16 protein-coding genes are annotated in these 20,697 nt (G+C 71.0%); 8 read left to right on the forward strand and 8 right to left on the reverse strand.

Going from position 1 to position 20,697, the window contains the following annotated elements:
• Window positions 1-256 precede the first annotated feature (256 nt).
• Window positions 257-1,603: an MFS family transporter gene (locus F1D61_RS14995; RefSeq protein WP_203158692.1), complete on the forward strand. Its 1,347-nt coding sequence runs from the start codon at window positions 257-259 to the stop codon at window positions 1,601-1,603.
• A gap of 46 nt (window positions 1,604-1,649) precedes the next feature.
• Here F1D61_RS14995 and msrP read toward each other — a convergent pair whose 3' ends face one another.
• Window positions 1,650-2,624 (reverse strand): protein-methionine-sulfoxide reductase catalytic subunit MsrP, encoded by a 975-nt coding sequence (gene msrP, locus F1D61_RS15000; protein WP_203158693.1) that lies wholly within the window; start codon window positions 2,622-2,624, stop codon window positions 1,650-1,652.
• Between the two features lie 220 nt (window positions 2,625-2,844).
• On the opposite strand from msrP, the gene F1D61_RS15005 reads away from it, so the two are divergent.
• Window positions 2,845-3,078, forward strand: coding sequence for a hypothetical protein (locus tag F1D61_RS15005; RefSeq protein WP_203158694.1), 234 nt, complete (start codon window positions 2,845-2,847; stop codon window positions 3,076-3,078).
• Between the two features lie 11 nt (window positions 3,079-3,089).
• Here the strand turns inward: F1D61_RS15005 and F1D61_RS15010 are convergent, their stop codons facing one another.
• Together F1D61_RS15010 and F1D61_RS15015 are read right to left on the reverse strand one after the other, a co-directional pair.
• On the reverse strand, window positions 3,090-5,183 hold the full coding sequence (locus F1D61_RS15010) for a methyl-accepting chemotaxis protein (RefSeq protein ID WP_203158695.1): 2,094 nt from the start codon (window positions 5,181-5,183) through the stop codon (window positions 3,090-3,092).
• A gap of 303 nt (window positions 5,184-5,486) precedes the next feature.
• Entirely contained in the window at window positions 5,487-5,942 is a 456-nt protein-coding gene (locus F1D61_RS15015) for a GatB/YqeY domain-containing protein (RefSeq protein ID WP_203158696.1), read from the reverse strand.
• Window positions 5,943-6,127: 185 nt separating this feature from the next.
• On the opposite strand from F1D61_RS15015, the gene carA reads away from it, so the two are divergent.
• From carA to F1D61_RS15030, 3 genes are all read left to right on the forward strand, one after another.
• Window positions 6,128-7,342, forward strand: coding sequence for a glutamine-hydrolyzing carbamoyl-phosphate synthase small subunit (carA, locus tag F1D61_RS15020; protein ID WP_203158697.1), 1,215 nt, complete (start codon window positions 6,128-6,130; stop codon window positions 7,340-7,342).
• 96 nt (window positions 7,343-7,438) lie between these two features.
• A complete protein-coding gene (locus tag F1D61_RS15025) occupies window positions 7,439-7,852 on the forward strand; it encodes a hypothetical protein (protein WP_203158698.1) in 414 nt (137 codons plus the stop codon).
• 26 nt (window positions 7,853-7,878) lie between these two features.
• Window positions 7,879-8,571 (forward strand): class I SAM-dependent methyltransferase, encoded by a 693-nt coding sequence (locus F1D61_RS15030; protein ID WP_203158699.1) that lies wholly within the window; start codon window positions 7,879-7,881, stop codon window positions 8,569-8,571.
• A gap of 181 nt (window positions 8,572-8,752) precedes the next feature.
• Here the strand turns inward: F1D61_RS15030 and F1D61_RS15035 are convergent, their stop codons facing one another.
• The 3 genes from F1D61_RS15035 to F1D61_RS15045 form a co-directional block, all read right to left on the reverse strand.
• Window positions 8,753-10,288 carry an undecaprenyl-phosphate glucose phosphotransferase gene (locus F1D61_RS15035; RefSeq protein WP_203158700.1) on the reverse strand — a complete coding sequence of 512 codons (1,536 nt, stop codon included), beginning with the start codon at window positions 10,286-10,288 and terminating at the stop codon, window positions 8,753-8,755.
• A gap of 143 nt (window positions 10,289-10,431) precedes the next feature.
• Window positions 10,432-11,628, reverse strand: coding sequence for a glycosyltransferase (locus F1D61_RS15040; RefSeq protein WP_203158701.1), 1,197 nt, complete (start codon window positions 11,626-11,628; stop codon window positions 10,432-10,434).
• A gap of 177 nt (window positions 11,629-11,805) precedes the next feature.
• Window positions 11,806-12,378: a polysaccharide biosynthesis/export family protein gene (locus tag F1D61_RS15045; RefSeq protein ID WP_203158702.1), complete on the reverse strand. Its 573-nt coding sequence runs from the start codon at window positions 12,376-12,378 to the stop codon at window positions 11,806-11,808.
• A gap of 196 nt (window positions 12,379-12,574) precedes the next feature.
• On the opposite strand from F1D61_RS15045, the gene F1D61_RS15050 reads away from it, so the two are divergent.
• The gene (locus F1D61_RS15050) at window positions 12,575-15,121 is read left to right on the forward strand and encodes an exopolysaccharide transport family protein (RefSeq protein WP_203158703.1); all 2,547 of its coding nucleotides are present in this window, start codon (window positions 12,575-12,577) and stop codon (window positions 15,119-15,121) included.
• A gap of 790 nt (window positions 15,122-15,911) precedes the next feature.
• Here the strand turns inward: F1D61_RS15050 and F1D61_RS15055 are convergent.
• Together F1D61_RS15055 and F1D61_RS15060 are read right to left on the reverse strand one after the other, a co-directional pair.
• Window positions 15,912-16,448: a GNAT family N-acetyltransferase gene (locus F1D61_RS15055; RefSeq protein ID WP_203158704.1), complete on the reverse strand. Its 537-nt coding sequence runs from the start codon at window positions 16,446-16,448 to the stop codon at window positions 15,912-15,914.
• A 208-nt stretch (window positions 16,449-16,656) separates the two neighbouring features.
• Window positions 16,657-17,823, reverse strand: a complete 1,167-nt coding sequence (locus F1D61_RS15060; protein WP_203158705.1) for a type III PLP-dependent enzyme — start codon at window positions 17,821-17,823, stop codon at window positions 16,657-16,659.
• 709 nt (window positions 17,824-18,532) lie between these two features.
• Here F1D61_RS15060 and F1D61_RS15065 point away from each other — a divergent pair.
• A complete protein-coding gene (locus tag F1D61_RS15065; protein WP_203158706.1) occupies window positions 18,533-20,152 on the forward strand; it encodes a glucan biosynthesis protein in 1,620 nt (539 codons plus the stop codon).
• Window positions 20,137-20,637 (forward strand): GNAT family N-acetyltransferase, encoded by a 501-nt coding sequence (locus F1D61_RS15070; RefSeq protein ID WP_246775900.1) that lies wholly within the window; start codon window positions 20,137-20,139, stop codon window positions 20,635-20,637. The genes F1D61_RS15065 and F1D61_RS15070 overlap by 16 nt, the downstream gene beginning before the upstream one ends.
• Window positions 20,638-20,697 lie beyond the last annotated feature (60 nt).

Genomic DNA, 20,697 nt, shown 5'->3' on the forward strand with positions numbered 1-20,697 from the left:
TGCGACAGGATCTCCACCCCGGTCCGGTCAGGGTCCGCCCGACGACGGGGCTGCCGTTCGGGCTGCCGAATTCTTTGCTTGAAGACCTTGCGTCAGCTGCCTCTCCTTGGGACAACCGGTGCCGGACACATGAAATCGCGGGAATGGTGCGGTGCGGGGCTGTACCCCGGCCCGGCATTCTCCTAGTCCGTGCCCGGTGCGAGGCCGCAATGGCCCGCCGCCATCGCCGAACACCCGGGAGGAGACAGACCCCGCGATGACCACGACCACCCAGACCCGGCCCGGGGCCGACGGCCTCTCCTCGCCGAACGCCGCGATCGCGGCCTACGACAACAAGGCCCGCATCAAGGCGATCATCGGCTCCTCGTCGGGCAACCTCGTCGAGTGGTACGATTTCTACGCCTATGCCTTCACGGCGATCTACTTCAAGGACGTGTTCTTCCCGGGCGCCGACCCGACGGTGCAGCTCATCAACACCGCGGCGGTGTTCGCCATCGGCTTCCTGATGCGGCCGATCGGCGGCTGGGTGTTCGGCCGCGTCGCCGACCGCTACGGCCGCAAGACCTCGATGCTGATCTCCGTGATGATGATGTGCGCCGGCTCGCTCGTCATCGCGATCCTGCCGACCTACGCGCAGATCGGCATCTTCGCGCCGATCCTGCTGCTCTTCGCCCGCATGGCGCAAGGGCTCTCGGTCGGCGGCGAGTACGGCACCTCGGCGACCTACATGAGCGAGGTGGCGCTGAAGGGGAAGCGCGGCTTCTACGGCTCGTTCCAGTACGTCACGCTGATCGGCGGCCAGCTCCTCGCCTCGCTCGTGGTGGTGCTGGTGACGCTCGGCCTCGACGACAAGGCGATGACCGCCTGGGGCTGGCGCATCCCGTTCTTCATCGGCGCGGCGGCCGCCGTGGTCGCGCTCTACCTGCGGCGCTCGCTGCACGAGACCTCGACCGCCGAGACCCGCACCTCGCGCGAGGCCGGCAGCATGGCGTCGATCTGGCGCAACCATCGCCGCGCCTTCCTCACCGTCCTCGGCTACACCGCCGGCGGCTCGCTGATCTTCTACACCTTCACCACGTACATGCAGAAGTACCTGGTGAACACCGCGCACATGGACAAGAAGACCGCCAACCTGGTGATGACGGCGGTGCTGTTCACCTACATGGTGGCGCAGCCCTTCTTCGGCATGTTCGCCGACAAGTTCGGCCGCAAGACCTCGATGCTGCTGTTCGGCGGGCTCACCACCCTGCTGACCGTGCCGCTGATGCACGCGATCGGCGACGCGCAGAGCCCGGTGATGGCCTATGCCCTGATCACCGCGGCCCTCATGTGCGTCTCGTTCTACACCTCGATCAGCGGCTTGGTGAAGGCCGAGATGTTCCCGGCGGAGGTGCGGGCGCTCGGCGTCGGCCTGTCCTACGCCATCGCCAACGCGATCTTCGGCGGCTCGGCCGAGTTCGTGGCGCTGAAGTTCAAGGAATTCGGCTACGAGACCACCTTCTTCTGGTACGTGACGGTGATGTGCGCCATCGCGTTCCTGGTCTCGCTGCAGATGCCCGACAGCCGCAAGTCCGGTTACCTTCAGGGTGACGGGACGGCGTGAGGCGAAACGGGCCGGCGCATCGGACGATGCGCCGGCCCGCGTCATCTCACGCGAACAGGCGCTCCTTCTCGAGCCCCTTGTACAGGTCCGCCACCTGGGCGCCGTAGCCGTTGTAGATCAGCGTCGGCACCCGTTCGTCGGTGCCCAGCACCCGCTCGCTCGCCTGGCTCCAGCGCGGATGCGGCACCGCCGGGTTCACGTTGGCCCAGAAACCGTATTCCGAGGCCTGCAAGCCCTCCCAGAAGGTCTTGGGCCGCTCCGCCGTGAAGGTGATGCGGTTGATCGACTTCACCGACTTGAACCCGTATTTCCACGGCACGGCCAGCCGCAGCGGCGCGCCGAACTGGTTGAGCAGCGGCTTGCCGTAGACGCCGGTCACCATGAAGGCGAGGTCGTTGTTGGCCTCGGCCATGGTCAGGCCTTCGGTATAGGGCCAAGGGTAGAAGAACGCCCGCTGGCCCGGCGCCATCGCCTTGTCCATGAAGGTCTGCATCTGGATGTACTTGGCGTCGCCCTTCGGCTTGGCGAGCGCCAGCAGGGCCGAGAGCGGGAAGCCGGTCCACGGCACCGCCATCGACCACGCCTCGACGCAGCGGTGGCGGTAGAGCCGCTCCTCCAGGGCCATCTTGCGCACCAGATCCTCGAAGCCGATCTCGAACGGCTTCTCGACGAGACCGTCGACCTTGATCGTCCAGGGCTGGACCTTCAGGGCGTCGGAGCCCGGCGTGACGGTCTTGTTGGTGCCGTACTCGTAGAAGTTGTTGTAATCGGCGCTGTAGCGCTCCGCCGTCACCGCGCGGTCGAGGGTGTAGGCAGGGTTCTTCTTGGCCGGATAGAGGTCGGCGGTCTTCACCGCCCCGGTCCCCTCCCCCGGCACGGCGGCGAGGGCCGGGCCGCCGGCGAGCGAGGAGGCGGCGAGCCCGAGGCTGCCGCCGAGGAGCGCCCGGCGGTTGAGGAAGACCGATTCGGGCGTGGCGAGGCGCTCGGGCATCTCCCAGCCGCGCTTGACCTTGATGAGCATGGACCTGTCCCCCGGGAACGGCAGAACGCGAACGGCGAAACGTGCAGCGGAGATCGGGGCGAATCGCCGTCGGTGCAAGTCACGGTTCAGCGAGGCGCAGGAGTCGGGTCCGGCGAGGCCCGCGCCTCGGGCTTCAGCGGCGAGGAGGCGCGACGAGACGCCATGTGGCTAACCCCGGCCAGGGCGCAGACAGGGGCGCGACCCCGTGCGATAGAGCCCGATGCCCGCGAAGAAGCCGAAACAGACCGCCTTCACCGTCGCCGTCTCGGCGGCCGATGACGGGGCGAACGCTCCGGGATTGCGGGTCTACGTCGCGATGGCGAGCGATCCCCTCGCGGCGGTCGCCGCCGTGCAGGCGGTGATGCCGCAGGCGGCGGTGGAGCTGAGCGGCACCCTCTCGGACCGCCTCGCCGCACGGCTGAAACTGCGCCCCGGCGAGGTGCGGCCGATCTGACGCGGTCGGGATCACGCCGCCCGGATGGTGGCGAGGAAAAGCTTCACCTCCGCCGAGAGCTGCTCGGATTGCCGCGACAGCTCGGACGAGGCCGCGAGCACCTGCGTCGCCGCCGCGCCCGTCTCCTCGGCGGCGCCGGCCACGGCGGTGATGGTGTGCGTCACCTCGTTCGTGCCGGTGGCGGCTTCCGCGACGTTGCGGACGATTTCCTGCGTCGCCGCGCCCTGCTCCTCGACGGCGGCGGCGATCCCCACCGAGACGCGGCTGATCTCGGCGATCCGCCCGGTGATCGCCTCGATCGCCGAGACCGCGTCCCCGGTCTTGCCCTGGATGCGGCCGATCTGGCCGGTGATCTCCTCGGTGGCCTTCGCGGTCTGGCCGGCGAGTTCCTTCACTTCCGCCGCCACCACCGCGAAGCCCCGGCCCGCGGCCCCGGCGCGGGCGGCCTCGATGGTGGCGTTGAGCGCCAGGAGATTGGTCTGGCTGGCGATCGACGAGATCAGCCCGACCACGTCGCCGATGCGCGACACCGCCTCGCTCAGCTCGCGCATGTGCCCGGCGGTGCCGGCGGCCTCGACCTCGGCGGTCCGGGCGAGGACCGCCGAGCCCGAGACCTGGCGGCCGATCTCGGTCACCGAGGCGCCCAGCTCCTCGGCGGCAGCGGCGACGGTGCCGACATTCTCGGCGGTCTGGCCAGCGGCGGCGGCGACGGCCGTGGAGCGCCCGGCGGTCCGGGTGGCGCCATCGGTCATGACCGCGGCGGTCGCCTGGAGCTCGGTGGCGGAGGCCGCGACCTGGCCGACGATGCCGCCGACGGCGTGCTCGAAGGCGTCCGCCATCTGGCGCATGCCGGCCCGTCGCTGCGCCTCGGCCGAGGCGCGGGCGAGCGCCGTCTCCTCCTCCAGGGCCCGGGTGCGGATCAGGTTGTCGCGAAACACCTGCACGGTGGCGGCCATCGCGCCGATCTCGTCGCGCCGCCCCTGCGCCGGCACCGTCACGGCGGCGTCGCCCTCGGCGAGCGCCTGCATCGCGGCGGTCATCCGCCGGATCGGCAGGGCGATGCGGACATGCGCCACGGCGCAGCTCGCGGCGACGAGCAGCAGCGCCGCCGCGAACAGGGCCGCGTTGACGATCAGGTGGCGTTCCGCCGCCTCGGCCGCCGCATTCGCCGCGACGACGCCGACGGCGAGGGCCTCGTTGGCCACCGCCACGATGGTGTTGAGCTTCGGGGTGATGAATTTCTGCCACTCGGGCAGGGTCATGGCGGGCTCGGCGCCCGGCGAGAAGGCGCGCAGGTTGCGCTGGATCACCGCCGTCACCTCGGAGGTGAAATAGGCGGCCTGCGCCGTCGCGACCGCGGCGGCGATCGCGTTCGGCAGGTCGCCGGTCGCCGCCTCGGCGAGCTTCCACGTCGCCTCGTAGCGGCCGCGCAGGGTCTGTACCGCCTCGGCCTGCTCCAGGGTCAGCGGCGTCCGGCTCGACAGGACGGTGTTGACGACCACGGCGAGCGAGCCGGCGGTGGCCCGGGTCGCCCAGGCGTTGTTCTTGGCGCCGGTCAGGAGCCGGGTCTCGGGATCGAGGCGGGCCATCTGCCGCTCGAGCACGGTGGCGACCCGCTCGAGCCGGGCCAGCACCGCGTCGCCGGTCTTCAGCACGCGCGCGGCCAGGGCCTTGTCGCGGGTCTCGGCCTCGCGGGCATAGGCCTCGTCGGCGGCGCGGCGCAAGGAGAGCTGGTCGCCGTAGCCGGCTTCGAGGTCCTTCAGCGCCTCGCCGAGGCCCGGCACCGGAAGGTCGGCGGGCGCGGCGAGGAGGGCCCGGATCGCCCCGTCGACCCGGCCGCGATGGCCGTCGATGACCTTGCGCATCGCCGCGGCCTGCTCGCCCAACAGGCTCAAGGTGGCGGCGGTGTCGCCGCGCTCCGAGCGGAAGGCCTGCATCGCCTCGAGGATGCGCTGGTCGAGCTTCGCCGCGGTGGCGACGGTCCGGGCGTTGCGGTAGCCGGTCCAGGCCGTAACCACCCCGTCGAGGGTCATCGCCCCGACGATCGCCCCGAGGGCGAGGGCGATCCCGAGCACCTGGGCCCGGATGGACAACAACGACGGCATCGCGACCCCCGAATGCCTGAAATCCGTTCAGGCCCCACCTCGAAGCGGCTGCAGACGACAACGATTTCCCTAAAGAAGCATTAAATGATCTGCATCAAGAGAATTGTGTCACTTATTTGACAACAGATTACGTTCGACAGCAACGAAACGGAGATACCTCGATCGTCAAATGCCGCCGACGACCGAAGAGTGCTGGACCTGAAGACGAGAGCCTTGGTTCCGGCGGGATGCGGCGTCCGGGACTACGGCTCTTCGAAAGGCAGGCCCGGACCCCGCCCGCGAGGGGGCGGGGTCCGGTTCGCGTCAGGAGGCCAGCATCGCCTTCACGAGGCCGCTCGCCTTGGCGAAGTCCATCCGGCCGGCATAGGCGCCCTTCAGGGCGGCGATGACCTTGCCCATGTCCTTCGGCGAGGCGGCACCGGTCTCCGCGATGGCGGCCTGGATCGCCGCGCGGGTCTCGTCCTCGTCCATCTGCTGGGGCAGGAACTGGGTGATGATCGCAGCCTCGGTGCGCTCGCCCTCGGCGAGCTCCGGGCGGCCGCCCTGGTCGTAGACCGTGGCCGATTCGTTGCGCTGCTTGATCATCTTCTGGAGCAGGGAGAAGATCTCCTCCTCACCCAGGGGCTCCTTGCCGAGGCCGCGGGCCTCGATGTCCTTGTCCTTGAGGGCGGCCTGGATCAGCCGGACGGTGGCGAGCTTCGCCTTGTCGCCGGCCTTCATGGCCTCCTTCATCTCGGCGGTGAGGCGCTGGCGCAGCATGCCGGTCTCCTGGTGTTCCGGTTGGGGGGCGAGGCACTTGCAAGGCTCCTGCAAGGCTCTTGAAAGTCGAGGCACTTGAGGGGATAGCAGGGCGTCCCCAGATTGACCGGGCCGCTGCCGGCCTCGTAAACAGCCGGCCGCGCCCGTCGGCCGTGCCCGGCCGCGACATAAGCGAGATCACGATCATGCTGCAAGACGACGCGGCCGCCCCCGCGCAACCCGAAGGCTGGGCCGAGCCCGTCGCGACCGCCCTCCTGGTGCTCGCCGACGGCACGGTTCTGGAGGGTTTCGGCATCGGTGCCACCGGCGAGGCCGCCGGTGAAGTCTGCTTCAACACCGCGATGACCGGCTACCAGGAGATCCTGACCGATCCGTCCTATGCCGGGCAGATCGTCACCTTCACCTTCCCGCATATCGGCAATGTCGGCACCAACGACGAGGATCTGGAAAGCCTCGACGCGGCCCCGGCCTCCGGCGTGCGCGGCGCGGTGATCGCCTCGGCGGTGACGAACCCGTCCAACTGGCGCTCGTCGCGCCATCTCGACGGCTGGCTCAAGGCCCGCGGCATCGTCGGCATCACCGGCGTCGACACCCGCGCGCTCACCGCCCTCATCCGCGACCGCGGCATGCCGAACGCGATCCTGGCCAACGACCCGGACGGCCGCTTCGACCGCGAGGCCCTGATCGCCAAGGCCGCGTCGCTGCCGCCGATGGAAGGCCTCGACCTCGTGCCGCCGGTGACGAGCAAGGCCTCGACGACCTGGGGCGAGACCTCCTGGCAGCACCCGGCCGGCTACGGCAGCCGGGCGGCCGGCGAAGGCCTCAAGGTCGTGGCGATCGATTACGGCGTGAAGCGCAACATCCTGCGCCTGCTCGCCAAGGCGGGCTGCGACGTCACCGTGGTGCCGGCGACCGCGAGCGCCGACGAGGTGCTGGCGCTCCAGCCCGACGGCGTCTTCCTGTCGAACGGCCCGGGCGACCCGGCGGCGACCGGCGAGTACGCCGTGCCGGTGATCCGCGCCCTCCTCGACAAGAAGGTCCCGACCTTCGGCATCTGCCTCGGCCACCAGCTGATGGGCCTCGCGCTCGGCGGCCGCACGGTGAAGATGAGCCAGGGCCATCACGGCGCCAACCACCCGGTGAAGGACCACACCACCGGCAAGGTCGAGATCGTCTCGATGAACCACGGCTTTGCCGTCGACCCGTCGAGCCTGCCGGCGAATGCCGTCGAGACCCACGTCTCGCTGTTCGACGGCTCGAATTGCGGCCTGTCGCTCACCGACCGTCCGGCCTTCTCGGTGCAGCACCACCCGGAGGCCTCGCCGGGCCCGCAGGACAGCCACTACCTGTTCGACCGCTTCGTCACGCTCATGCGTGAGACGAAGAGCAGCAACGCGTAACTTCGAAAAAGGTTGCGGCCGGTTCCGGCCGCAGCCACAAAAAACCCGAACTCGCGGCCGATTCTCCCGGCCGTCCACCGCCCTGGAGCGACGACGATGAACGATCGTCGCGGGGCCGCGATTCGGGGCTTGAATCCAGTGATCGACCACGCCGCCAGCGACAGCTTCTCGCGCCTGCACCGCACCTTCACCACCCATCTCGGCATCGCCGTGGGGCTGGCCTGGGTGACGACGCTGGCCGCCGCCACCCAGGCGCCGTGGGTGCGCAACATCCGCGCGCTGATCGACCCGACCGCGGGCCGCGTCGAGAGCACTTGGTCGTTCCTGTTCGCGATGCCGGTGGTGCTGACGCTCGCCTGGCTCGGCGCCCTCTACGGCCGCGAGACCCTGCGCGAGCTGCGTGCCCTGCCCAACGACGCCGCCGAGTTCGCGCTCGCCGCCGCCGTCGCCTTCGCGGTGTTCTATCTCTCGATCGACCGGGCCGTCTCGGTCCTGCTCATCGGCGGCTGAGCCCTCCCGACACAGGCTGTCCGATCGTGGTGTCTTCCTGGCGCGAGTTCTGGGACCGCGACACCCCGATCTACGTCAATGCGCGCCACAAGGCCCGGCACTATGCCGGGCTGGCCGAGGAGATCGCCGCCCTGGTGCCGCATCCGGGTGCGGTCGTTCTCGATCACGGCTGCGGCGAGGCCCTGTCGGCCGACCGGGTCGCGGAGTCTTGCGGCCGGCTCCTCCTCTGCGATGCCTCCCCGCGCCAGCGCGACGCCCTGGGGCAGCGTTTCGCCGCCTCCCCGACCATCGCCATCCTCTCCCCCGACGACGTCGCCGCCCTGCCCGCGGCGAGCCTCGACCTCGTGGTGGCGAATTCCCTGGCGCAGTACCTCACGGTCTCGGAACTCGATGCCTGCCTGCGCGACTGGCGCCGGCTGCTCAAGCCCGGCGGTCGCCTGGTCCTCGCCGACGTGATCCCGCCGCAACTCGGCGCCGTCGCCGATGCGACGGCGCTCCTCGCCTTCGCGCGGCGCGAGGGTTTCCTCGTGGCGGCCGCCGTCGGACTCGTCCGTACCCTGTTCTCGGATTACCGCGCGCTGCGCCGGACGCTAGGCCTTGCCCGCTCCGACGAGGCCGCGATGCTGGCCCGGCTGCGGGAGACGGGCTTCAGGGCGGAGCGGTTGCCGCGCAACCTCGGGCACAATCAGGGGCGGATGGCGTTCTCGGCATGGGCGTGAGAGCCCGGCACCCGGACGGGGCGAGGCGGAACTGACGCCGACACCTCTCCCGCCTCGTCCCGCAGCATAAGTCCAGGAGCCCTCCGTCGAGGCTCCCGTTGGTGGCACCTTCGGGCCTGCTCGCGTGACCCGACCGAGCAGGCACCGAGGGGGCTGGGAAAACGGTCCTCCCCCCTGCACCTCAATATGCGTTCTCGGTCTTGAACAGGGCCAGCGGCGTCATCGCCAGGATCTGCAGGTCGAAGAACACCGACCAGTTCTCGATGTAGTACAGGTCGTGCTCGACGCGGCGCTGGATCTTCTCGTTGGTGTCGGTCTCGCCGCGCCAGCCGTTGATCTGGGCCCAGCCGGTCATGCCGGGCTTGACCTTGTGGCGGGCGAAGTAGCCGTCGACGACCTGGTCGTAGAGGGTGTTGGCGGCCTTGGCCTGGAGGGCGTGCGGGCGCGGCCCGACCAGGGACAGGTCGCCCTTCACCACGTTGATGAGCTGGGGCAGCTCGTCGAGCGAGCTCTTGCGGATGAAGCGGCCGACCGGGGTCACCCGCGGATCGCCCTTTGTGACGATCTTGTTCGCCGCGAAGTCGCACTGGTCGGTGTACATCGACCGGAACTTGTAGACGTCGATCACCTCGTTGTTGAAGCCGTGGCGCTTCTGGCGGAAGAAGACCGGGCCGGGCGAGGTGAGCTTCACGGCGAGCGCCACGCCCAGCATCACCGGCGAGAGCATCAGCAGCAGCACGGCGCCGACCACGCGGTCGAACACGCCCTTCACCACCACGTCCCAATCGGCGATCGGCCGGTCGAACACGTCGAGCACCGGCACCGAGCCGAGATAGGAGTAGCTGCGCGGGCGTAAGCGAAGCTTCGAGGCATGGGCCGAGAGGCGGATGTCGACCGGCAGCACCCAGAGCTTGGCCAGCATCTGGAGGATGCGCGCCTCGGCCGAGATCGGCAGGGTGAAGACGATCAGGTCGACCTTGGTGCGGCGGGCGAAGGTGACGAGGTCGCTGACCGTGCCGAGCTTGGGGTAGCCCGCGACCACGTCGGCCGAGCGGCCGTCGTTGCGGTCGTCGAACAGGCCGACCACCTTGAGGCCGGAATCGCCCTGCGCCTCGATCGCCCGGATCAGCGCCTCGGCCGGCTCGCCCCCGCCCACGACGGCGACGCGCCGGTCGAACCGGCCGCGGCGCATCTGGGCGCTGACCACCAGGGCCAGCACCAGGCGCTCGGCGAGCAGCAGCGCCAGGCCGCCGCCATAGACGCTCACCAGCCACAGCCGCGAGTAGTTGTCGCCGAGCTTGGCGAGGAACAGGGCGGTGGCAGCGAGCAGCATCACCAGCGACCAGCCGAGCACCACCCGGGCGCCGACGCTGAAGAAGGCCCGGAACGCCCGGATGCCGTAGGCGCCGAGCGCCTGCAGCACCAGCACCGTGAGGGCGGCGAGCCCGAGGATCGCCGCCGCGTAGCCGAGATTGAGCGGCACCACGCCGGCGAGCAGCCATCGCTGGGCGCACAGGCCCGCCAGCGCCACGAGGACGAATTCGAGGGCCCGGACGCAACCGGTGAACACCACCGGCGAGAGGGCGGGGTTCGGCCGCACCGGCGCCACCGTCTCGGCGGGCGGCACGGGCTCGCGCTCCTGGCCCGAGCGGTTCAGAGGCCCGGCCTGGTCGGCCGCCACGGTCTTGAGGATGTCGCGGACGTCGAACGCACTCATGGCACGGTTCCGGTCTCGGTCGAGGCGACGAAAGTCTCGCATCGTCCGTGGGTTAGGATGGGGATCCTGCCGCCAAGCCCTGAGCGAAGGCTTAAAGGGACCATGACGGGTTTCTCGAAGATCGGCGGTCCCGGGACGGGGCGTCAGCCCCGCCCGACCCGGGCGGCGGCGTAGCCGGCGAGCCCGTCCTCCGCCATTCGGCTCATCGAAAAGCGGCAGCGGATGAAGGCGCTGAGCGCCGCCGCCTCGCCGGAGCGCTCATCCGGATCCTGGTCGACCTTGCGCAGGATCGCCCGGGCGAGGGCTCCGGCGTCGCCCGGCGGCACCAGGGCGGGGGCGGCGGGCCCGAAGATCTCCGGGATGCCGCCGACATCGGTCGAGACGAGGGGCTGGGCGGCGGCGGCCGCCTCGAGGATCACGTAGGGCAGCGACTCGGCCAGCGAGGGCACCACCATCACGGTGGCGCGGCTGAGCGCCGACCGGATCGGTTGCGGCGGCTCGAACAGCACGTCCTCGGCGAGGCCCAGCGCGGCGACGCGGTTGCGCAAGGAGGTCTCGTCGGGCCCCGAGCCGACCACCAGCAGGGTCAGGCGCCGGCCCTGCTCCCGGCGCAGGCGGGCCAGCGCCTCGAACAGCACCGGCACGCCCTTCGCCTCGCGCAGCTCGCCGATATAGACGAGGTCGAGCGGGGCCGGACCGGGGACGATCGGGGCGAACTCGGCCGGCGAGATGCCGTTATGGACCACCCGCACCAGCCGGTCGGTCGGGCCGACATAGGCCCGGTAGCGCCCGGCGATGTAGTCGCTCTCGAACAGAAAAACGTCGGTGCGCCGGGTGAGGACGCCCTCCGCCAGCATGTAGAGGCGGTGGAGCGGCGTGCCCGGGCGGTAGTTGAAGCTGCCGCCATGCGGCGTGTAGGCCCGCACCGGAGGCGCCCCGCCCCCGGCCGGCGCCAGGCGGGCGAACAGGCCGCCCTTCGAGCCGTGGCCGTGCAGGACGGTCGGCGCCAGCCGTCGGATGAGGCGGGCGAGCGCCGACAGGGCGGCGAGGTCGCTCGGATGCGGGTTGCGGCGCATCGGCAGCCGGGTGATGCCGAGGGTGAGGTGCGGCGCCAGCTCGGCGAGGACCGCCTCCGCCCGGGCGCCCCCGGTGCTCGCATCGCAGAACAGGCCGACCGCGTGACCGGCCTCGGCCTGCAGCCGCGCGACGTCGAGGACGTGGCGAAACAGGCCGCCGACGGGGGCGCGGAACACGTGCAGGATCCGCTCGCGCGGGGCGGAAGCGGGCACGGGCGCCGGCGGCGCGGGCTCGGCGGCGAGGCGATGGGAGGTGGCGGCCACGGGCGAAGTCCTCGAAGCGGATGACGGCGCCGCGGCGGGCGGCTGCCGTATCTCGCCCCAAGGCCGTGGCCGGGCGGTTAAGCGGCGGGAGGGAAGTCCAGTCCCGCGCAGGATGGATGAGGGCGTGGTTAACCGCCGGTCAGCGCAAGTCGAGCCCGGTGCGCGCCCGTCCGGGTCTCAGAACCAGCGCTCCTTGACCACGATCGTGTCGCCGGGGCGGACCGGGTAGGTCATCGGGACGATGCCGGAGACGAGGCCGGTCGGCCCCTCGCGGGTGAGCACGGCGTAGTCGCGGGCGGCGCGGGGGCCGAAGCCCGCCGCGATCGCCACCGCGGTCTCGACCGTCATGCCGCTCACGAAGGGGTACTGGCCCGAGGTGGTGACCTCGCCCAGGATGAAGAACGGCCGGTAGACCTCGACCTCGACCGTGACGTGGGGCTCGCGCACGAAGCCGTCGCGCAGCCGCGCCTCGATGGCGCGGGCGGCCTGGGCGGTCGAGCCGCCGGCGACCTTGATCGGGCCGATCAGCGGCATGGCGATGCGCCCGGCCCCGTCGACCGCGTAGATGTTCGACAGGTTGTCCTGGCCGAACACGATCACCCGCAGCCGGTCGCCGGAGGCGAGCGAGTACGAGGCGCCGACCGCGCCGGTGCCGGTCTCGTCGAGGAGCGCGGTGCGGTACTCGGGCCGCAGGCATCCGCCGAGCGCGAGCGTGGTCGCCAAGCCTGTGAGAAGGGCGCGTCGGTTCATCGCTTCCGGCCAGTCCAAGTCGTGTCCGAGATGTTGTCCCCAGGCCTAGGGTGTCGTGGTTAATGAAGTCTCACCCGGGGCACGATCGGGACGGCACGAGAGGATTTCGGTCTTAACCGCGCGGCAACCTTAATCGCGTCTGCTGGCGGCAGGGCCCGGTCCGGGCCGCTTCCCGCCTCCTCACCGACGGTCCGCAATGCCCCGCGTCTTCCCCTTCGCCGAGCGGTCGCAGGCCCGGCTGCCCGACCGCCTCGCCGGCCGGGCCCGCAAGGGTCCCAAGGATTCCGGCTCCAAGGAGCCGAAAGGCGCGAAGCCGGTCGCCGATCCCCGCTCGGCGCGGGAGCCCGAGGTCGAGCGCAGCCCCGAGGACGGCCTGACCCTCGGCGATGTCGGCCGGCTGCTGCGGCGGCGCTGGCTCGTCATCCTGCTGCCGACGGTCGCGGCCTTCGGTCTCTCGGTCGCCTTCGTCCAGGTGGTGACGCCGCGCTACACCGCGGAGGCCAAGCTGCTGCTGGAGAGCCGCGACAGCGCGCTGACCCGGCTGCAGCAGGACCGGGGCGAGATACCCCTGCCGATCGACGAGCAGGCGGTGGCGAGCCAGGTCCAGGTGGTGATGTCGCGCGACATCGCCCGCGAGGCGATCAAGAGCCTCGGCCTCGTCGGCAACCCCGAATTCGACCCGATGGTCAAAGGCGTCGGCGGCCTCCAGCAGGTGCTGGTGATGCTCGGCCTGGCGCAAAATCCCCTCGACCGCGAGCCGGTCGACCGGGTGCTGGAGAAATACTTCGACCGGCTGCTGGTCTATCCCGCCGGCAAGTCGCGCATCCTGACGATCGAGTTCCGCTCCAAGGATCCTGAACTGGCCGCCAGGGCCGCCAACACCATCTCGGACCTCTACCTGTCCTCGCTCGCCGCGGTGAAGGTCGATACCGCCCGCTACGCCTCGACCTGGCTCGGCACCAACATCGAGACCCTGCGCAGCCGCGTCGCGGAGGCCGAGGGGAAGGTCGAGGCGTTCCGGGCCCGCAACGGGCTGATCGGCAGCGGCGGCACCACCAGCCAGCCGCTGGCGGCCCAGCAGCTCGCCGAGCTCTCGACCCAGCTGACCCAGGCCCGCGCCGCCCAGGCCGATGCCGGCGCCAAGGCCAAGCTGATCCGCGAGATGCTGAAGGATGGCCGCGGCTTCGAGATCCCCGACGTCGCCAACAACGAGCTGATCCGCCGCCTGGTCGAGCAGCGTATCGGACTGAAGGCGCAGCTGGCGCTGGAGGCCCGCACCCTGCTGCCGCAGCACCCGCGGATGAAGGAGCTGCGCGCCCAGCTCGAAGGCCTGGAGACCCAGATCCGCGCCGCCGCCGACCGCGCGGTGCGCACCCTGGAGAACGATGCCCGCATCGCCGGCAGCCGGGTCGAGAGCCTGCAGGCGGCGGTGGACGCCCAGCGCGGCATCGTCGCCAAGGCGAATGGCGACGAGGTCGAGCTGCGGGCGCTCGAGCGCGAGGCGAAGGCCCAGCGCGAGCAGCTCGAATCCTATCTCGGCCGCTTCCGCGAGGCGGCGGCCCGGGACGCGGCGAGCGCGGCACCCGCCGATGCCCGCGTGGTCTCCCGCGCGGTCGTGCCGGACCTGCCGTCCTTCCCCAAGAAGCTGCCGATCGTCCTGTTCGCCACGGTGATCGCCTTCCTGTTCGCCATCGGCAGCATCGTCGCCAAGGCGCTGCTCGCCGGCGACCCGCCCGGCCGCGGCCGGGGCCGCCCGCGCCGGCCGGAGACCGAGCCGGTACCGGAGGCCCCCGTCGCGGCGCCTGTCCTCGCCCCCGCCCTGCCGGCGGCTCCCCTCCCCGCGGCGGCCTCCGCCACCGGGACGGTCGAGCCGGAGGTGGCCGCGATGCCCGCACCCCTCCCCGCCGATCCGCGCCCGAGCGCCGATCCGATCCCGGCGGCCGTCCCGGTCCCGGCCTTCGGGGCGCCCGTCGCGCCGGCGCCGCTCGCCGCAACGCCCGCACCGATTGCCGCCGCGGCACCGGCCGCCCCGCGTCCTGTCGCGGAGCCGGCGCCTGCCCCGACGGTTCCGCCCGTCGAGCCCGCGCCGCCTGCCGAGACGATCGCGGTCGTCGCACCGGCTCCCACGGCCGCCCCGCTGCCCTTCGAGGCCCGCTACGACCTCGACGTGCTGGTGGCGCGGCTCGATGCGATCGAGACGGCGGGGGGCGGCCGGCGGGTGCTCCTCGTCGGCACTGGCGACGAGGCCGACCTCGACGGGCTCGCCCGCAGCCTCGGCCGCGCCGCCGCCCTGCACGGCCGTGCCCTCCTGGTGCGCCTGGACCGGCCGCAGACGGACCGCCCGGGCCTCGCCGACCTCGTCGCCGGCCAGGCGGATTTCCGCACCGTGATCCAGCCCGACGAGGGCCCGCGCCTGAACCTGATCGAGCGCGGCCGCGGCGGCCCCGAGGCCCTGGTCGCCGGACGCGACGCCCTCGGGCTCACCCTCGACGCCCTCGGCGAGGCCTATGACTGGGTGATCGCCTGCCTCGGCGACGGCTTCTCCGACGAGGCCCGGCCCCTGGTGAGCGCGGTCTCGGCCTGGATGGACGCGGTGGTGATCGCCTCGAATGCCGAAGCGGACGACCCGCGCCTCGTCGGCCTGTTCGACACCGCCGAGGCCGCCGGCGTGCCGGAGGTGATCGTGGCCCAGGACCGCGTTCCGGCGGAGGTGCCGTCCTATTCGCTGCGCCGGTCGGCGTGAGCCGGGAGCCGGGAGCCGGGGTTGCTCGGTGACGACGAAGGGGGATAGGGGATTTTCCCTGCCCGTCTTCCCGTGTGAGATCTGATTGCTTGTTCGCTCGAAATCTCAAATCCACCGGGTCATTCCGGGGCCGCGAAAGCGGAGCCCGGAATCCAGAACCTCGGATGGATCAGGATCGAGCGGAAATCGTTCCGCTTTCTTCTGACTCACCTGAGTGTCTGGATTCCGGGCTCCGCTTTCGCGGCCCCGGAATGACGAGAAGGGTGTCAACACTGTCGAGGAAGGCAAACGAGCTTCCTGAGAGCCTGTTTGACTTGCGAAAATTTAGCTGCAACGACCTTTTTTATCCCTCTCGCGACCTCATCCTGAGGTGTTAGCCCATCTTCGATGGGCTAACACCTCAGGATGAGGTCGTGTGTGGGAATCGGTGCTTGAGCCAATCAAACAGGCTCTGAGAGATTGCCGCATGCCATCCGATAGCTCTCGACGTCATCCTGGGTCTCGTCGAAGACGAGAACCCGGGATCCATCACCGCCGAGGATTCGGGACGAAGCGGAACGCTGGCCGCCCTATTCTCAACTGCCAGCGTTTATGGAGCCCGGATTCCGCTTTCGCGGCCCCGGGATGACAGTGAGGATGTCGGTTCGGACGGATCACACGACGAGGCCGCGGCAGGTGGGGACGGTCGATGCTGAGATCATCGACCGTCGGTGCGGCTGCCCTCCCCCACCCTCACCCGCGATGCCGGGCAAACCCGGCACCGCCCGTGAGGGGGAACACGTCGCGCCGGTCAGGCGGCGACGCGGAACGCCTCCGCCGGCGGGGCGCTCGCCACCACCTGCCCGGTCGCCCGCACCATGCCGGTCGCGCCGTCGAGCGCACCCGGGACGAGGTCGAGGGCCAGAAACCGCTCCGGCGCGTAGGGCCCCGGCAGGCTGAGGGTCCCGACCCGCTCGCGGGTGAAGCCGAAGCGGGCGTAGTAGGGCGCATCCCCGACCAGGATCACGGCGCGGTGGCCGAGCGAGGCCGCACGCGCCAGCACCGCGCGCATCAGCTTATGGCCGATTCCCAGCCCGTGCAGGCCGGGCTCGACGGCGATCGGGCCGAGCATGAGGGCGGGAATGCCGCCGGCATCGACGTGCCACAGCCGCACGGTGGCGACCAGACGGCCGTCCATCTCGACGACGAGGGCGAGGCCCTCGGCCGGAAAGCGCCCTTCGCGCAGGCGCTCGCAGGTCTTGGTGAAGCGGGCCTCGCCGAAGCACACATCGAGCAGGTGCTCGCGGGCGGCGACATCGGTGGCGCGCTCGTCGCGGATCTGGATCACGGCCGTACCCTCCCGATACTCACAGAAAACGGGCAAAGGACAGCCCTCGCACCCGCCGCACGCGGCGGGCCGTCCGGGACTTGTTCGGTGGCTGGAAAAGGCGCGACAGCGCCCGGGGCTGGAAAAGGCGCGAACGCGCCGGGGCCCGTGAGAACGGCCGACCCGGCGCTTCGTTCCGAAGGACCGGCGCCTTGCGGCGCCGAACCCGTCAGATCACGTAGGACTGGAGCGGCGGGAAGCCGTTGAACGCCACCGCCGCATAGGTGGTGGTGTAGGCGCCCGCGCCCTCGATCAGCACCTTGTCGCCGATGGCGAGCGAGACCGGCAGCGGGTACGGGGTCTTCTCGTAGAGCACGTCGGCCGAATCGCAGGTCGGACCGGCGAGCACGCAGGGGATCGTGCGATCCTCGTCGTGCTCGGTGACGATACGGTAGCGGATCGACTCGTCCATCGTCTCGGCGAGGCCGCCGAACTTGCCGATGTCGAGATAGACCCACCGCACCTCGTCGGCCGCGTCCGACTTCTGCGAGACCAGCACCACCTCGGCCTCGATCACGCCGGCATTGCCGACCATGCCGCGGCCCGGCTCGATGATCGTCTCGGGCAGCTGGTTGCCGAAATGCTTGGTCAGCGCCCGGAAGATCGCGTCGCCGTAGGATTCCACGCCCGGCACCGCCTTGAGGTACTTGGTCGGAAAGCCGCCGCCGAGGTTCACCATCGAGAGATGGATGCCGCGATGCGCGCATTCGCGGAAGATCATCGCGGCCGAGGCGAGCGCCCCGTCCCAGGCTTCCGTGTTGCCCTGCTGCGAGCCGACATGGAACGACACGCCGTAGGCGTGCAGGCCCGCCCGGGTGCCGTGCTCGAGCACGTCCACCGCCATCTCCGGCACGCAGCCGAACTTGCGCGAGAGCGGCCACTCGGCGCCGGCGCCGTCGCACAGGATGCGGCAAAACACCTGCACGTCCTCGCGGGCAACCTTGACCGCGTCGGCGGCGCGGGCGATCTTGTCGACCTCGGCCTGGCAGTCGACGGCGAAGAGCCGCACGCCGAGCTGAAGCGCGCGGGCGATGCAGCGCTCCTTCTTGATGGTGTTGCCGAAGGACACGCGGTCGGCGGTGGCACCGGCGGCGAGCGCCATCTGGATCTCGACCACCGAGGCGGTGTCGAAGCAGGAGCCCATCTCGGCCAGCGCGCGCAGCACCTCGGGAGCGGGGTTCGCCTTGACGGCGTAGAAGACGCGCGTGTCCGGCAGGGCGCGGGCGAAGGCGGCGTAGTTGTCGCGCACGACGTCGAGGTCGAGCACCATCACGGGACCCTCGTCCCGGCCGAGCTCGCGGCGCACGCGCAGGAAATCGCGGATGCGATCGGTCATGATCAGCCCCACCAAAGGTTCGAGAGGGCTCCCGCGGGAACCCGAAGTCGAGATCGAGACGGCGCGCGTCGGCCGTCCGGCGTCAGGGGGCGATGCAACGCGGCGCCGACGTGCTGTGGAGACACGCCAGACGGCGCGGGCGCAGAGCACCCGGAAGCTGCCTTTGCTTGGAACGGGGAAACCCGATCCGCACTCGGGGCAAGGAGAAACAAGCCTCTTCGGTGTCGGCCTTTGGAGGGCCGACGAGACCAAAAAAGCCCGTTCGTCGTTGCTTTAAGCTGCGTCCCCCGTGGAGAGCGGGGTTCGCCGGTTTTGCCTCCGGCTGCCGGTTGTTGTCGGGGTCCGGTGTTTCCACCTGGATGCCGGCCGGAGGGATCCACCCTTCCCGGCCATCGATCCTTTAAGACCCCTGGCGGCTGTCCGGCCTCTTGTCCGGATGCCCACCAACCGGCACGCGGCCACAGGCACGTGCGAAATTGGGCAAGGCGGTAGATACGGACCATGCCCCCCGACCGCAAGCCCCGATCTCCCGATTTCCGGCGGAATTCCCCAGCGTGGCGCGGGAGATACAGCGGGCGGCGGGAGCGGGTCCGGCACATGACGACACCGTCATGCCGCGGGGCCTTCTCAAGCGGCGCCGGACGGGCCATTCAGCGCGGCGACGCACGAGGCGGCCGTTCAGCCGGGACGCCCTATTCTCCGGGACACCATGACCATCGCACCCTCGCGCCGCGCGCTCCTCGCCGGCCTGCTCTCCTCCGCCGCCCTGACCGGGACGGCCTCCGCCCAGGTCGGGCCGACCCAGCCCGGCCCGAGCGCCCTGCCGCCGCCGGCCCCGAGCCCGGCCCCGTCGGGCCCGCCGCGCTTCCGCTTCGACGAGGTGGTGCGCCGGGCGAAGGCGCTGGCCGGAGCGCCGTTCGAGGCCGCCGTGGCGCCGCTGCCGGCGCCGCTGGCCTCGCTCGACTACGATGCCTGGCGCGACATCCGCTTCCGGCCGGACAAGGCCTTGCTCGGCGACCTGGACGGGCCGTTCCGGCTCCAGCTGTTCCATCCCGGCTTCCTCTATACGAGGCCGGTGACCGTGAACGTGGTGCGCGACGGCGTGCCGACGCCGATCCCCTACCAGCCGGCCCTGTTCGATTACGGCCGCACCACCATCGACAAGCCGCTGCCGGTCACTCTGGGCTTCGCGGGCTTCCGGCTGCACTACCCGCTCAACAAGCCGGGCGTGCTCGACGAGCTGATCTCGTTCCTCGGCGCGAGCTACTACCGCTTCCTCGGCCGCGACCAGCTCTACGGGCTCTCGGCCCGGGGCTTAGCCGTCAACGTCGAGGGCGTCGGCGGGCCGGAGGAATTCCCGGTCTTCCGCGAGTTCTGGATCGAGATGCCGCCGAAGGGCGCCGACCGGGCGGTGATCTACGCCCTCCTCGACGGGCCGTCCTGCACCGGTGCGTTCCAGTTCCTGGTCTATCCCGGCGACGAGACCGTGGTCGACGTGCGCTGCACGCTGGTTCCGCGCCGGGACCTCGCCACGGTCGGGATCGCGCCCTTGACCTCGATGTTCTTCATCGGCGAGAACGACCGCCACCACTCGGACGATTACCGCCCCGAGCTGCACGATTCCGACGGGCTCCTGATGCAGTCGGGCGGCGGCGAGTGGATCTGGCGGCCGTTGCGCAACCCGAAGGAGCGCTGCATCTCGGCCTTCGAGGACCGCAACCCGAAGGGCTTCGGGCTGATGCAGCGCGACCGGGTGTTCGAGGATTACCAGGACCTCGAGGCGTACTATCACCGCCGCCCGGGCTACTGGGTCGAGCCGCAGGGCGAGTGGGGCGAGGGCACCGTGCGCCTCGTCGAGCTGCCGACCGAGAACGAGACCCACGACAACATCGTGGCCTCCTGGCAGCCCAAGCAGCCCTACAAGGCCGGCGAGGCGGTGGAACTGTCCTACAAGATCCGGGCGCTCGCCGAGACCGACGACCTGCATCCCGGCGGGCGCGTCGTGAACACCTACGTCGCCCGCACCACGGCGAGCGGCGGCACGGCGGATGCCAGCGAGCCGCGCACCCGGCGCTTCCTCGTCGACTTCTCGGGCGGCGACCTCGGCTACTGGCTCACCGACCCGAAGGCGGTCGAGATCGTGCCCTCGACGACGCAGGGCAAGATCCTGGCGGTCTCGCTGGTGCCCAACCTCCACGTCCGGGGCTTTCGCGCGGCGATCGACGTGCGGCTCGACCAGCCCGGGCAATCGACCGAATTGCGCGCCTTCCTGCGCGCCCGCGGCCAGACCCTGACCGAGACCTGGACCTATCCGTGGCAGGCCGCGTGAGCGGCGATCCCGCCCGGGCGCCGGCCGTCACGATCCGGCCGGCGATCCGGGAGGACCTCGACGCCCTGATGGCGCTCGAGGCCGCGGCCTTCGCCACCGACCGGGCCGAGCGCCGGGCGATCCGCCACGCCATCGGGTCGCCGTCGATCTCGCTGCTCGTCGCCCTCGACGGGGCGGTTCTGGTCGGCGCCGCCACGATCGAGCGCCGCCGCGGCAGCGCGCGCGCGCGCCTGTCCTCGATCGCGGTGGCGCCGAGCCGGGCCGGCACGGGCCTGGGCCGGGTGCTGCTCGGGGCCGCCGAGGCCGAGGCCATGGCCCGGGGCTGCGAGTCCCTCCGCCTGGAGGTGCGCGAGGATAACGGCGCCGGCATCCGCCTCTACGAGCGCAGCGGCTACCACCGCTTCGAGACCGTGCCGGATTACTACGAGGACGGCACGACCGCCTGGCGGTACGAGAAGCGGCTGGCGGGTGGGGAAGAGTGCTGAGCAACCTGCCCCGTCCTGATACAACCACGCTTCGAACGGAACGGGCCCGGCACCACCGGA

The organism is Methylobacterium aquaticum (assembly GCF_016804325.1).
In the GTDB taxonomy this organism is placed as follows: domain Bacteria; phylum Pseudomonadota; class Alphaproteobacteria; order Rhizobiales; family Beijerinckiaceae; genus Methylobacterium; species Methylobacterium aquaticum_C.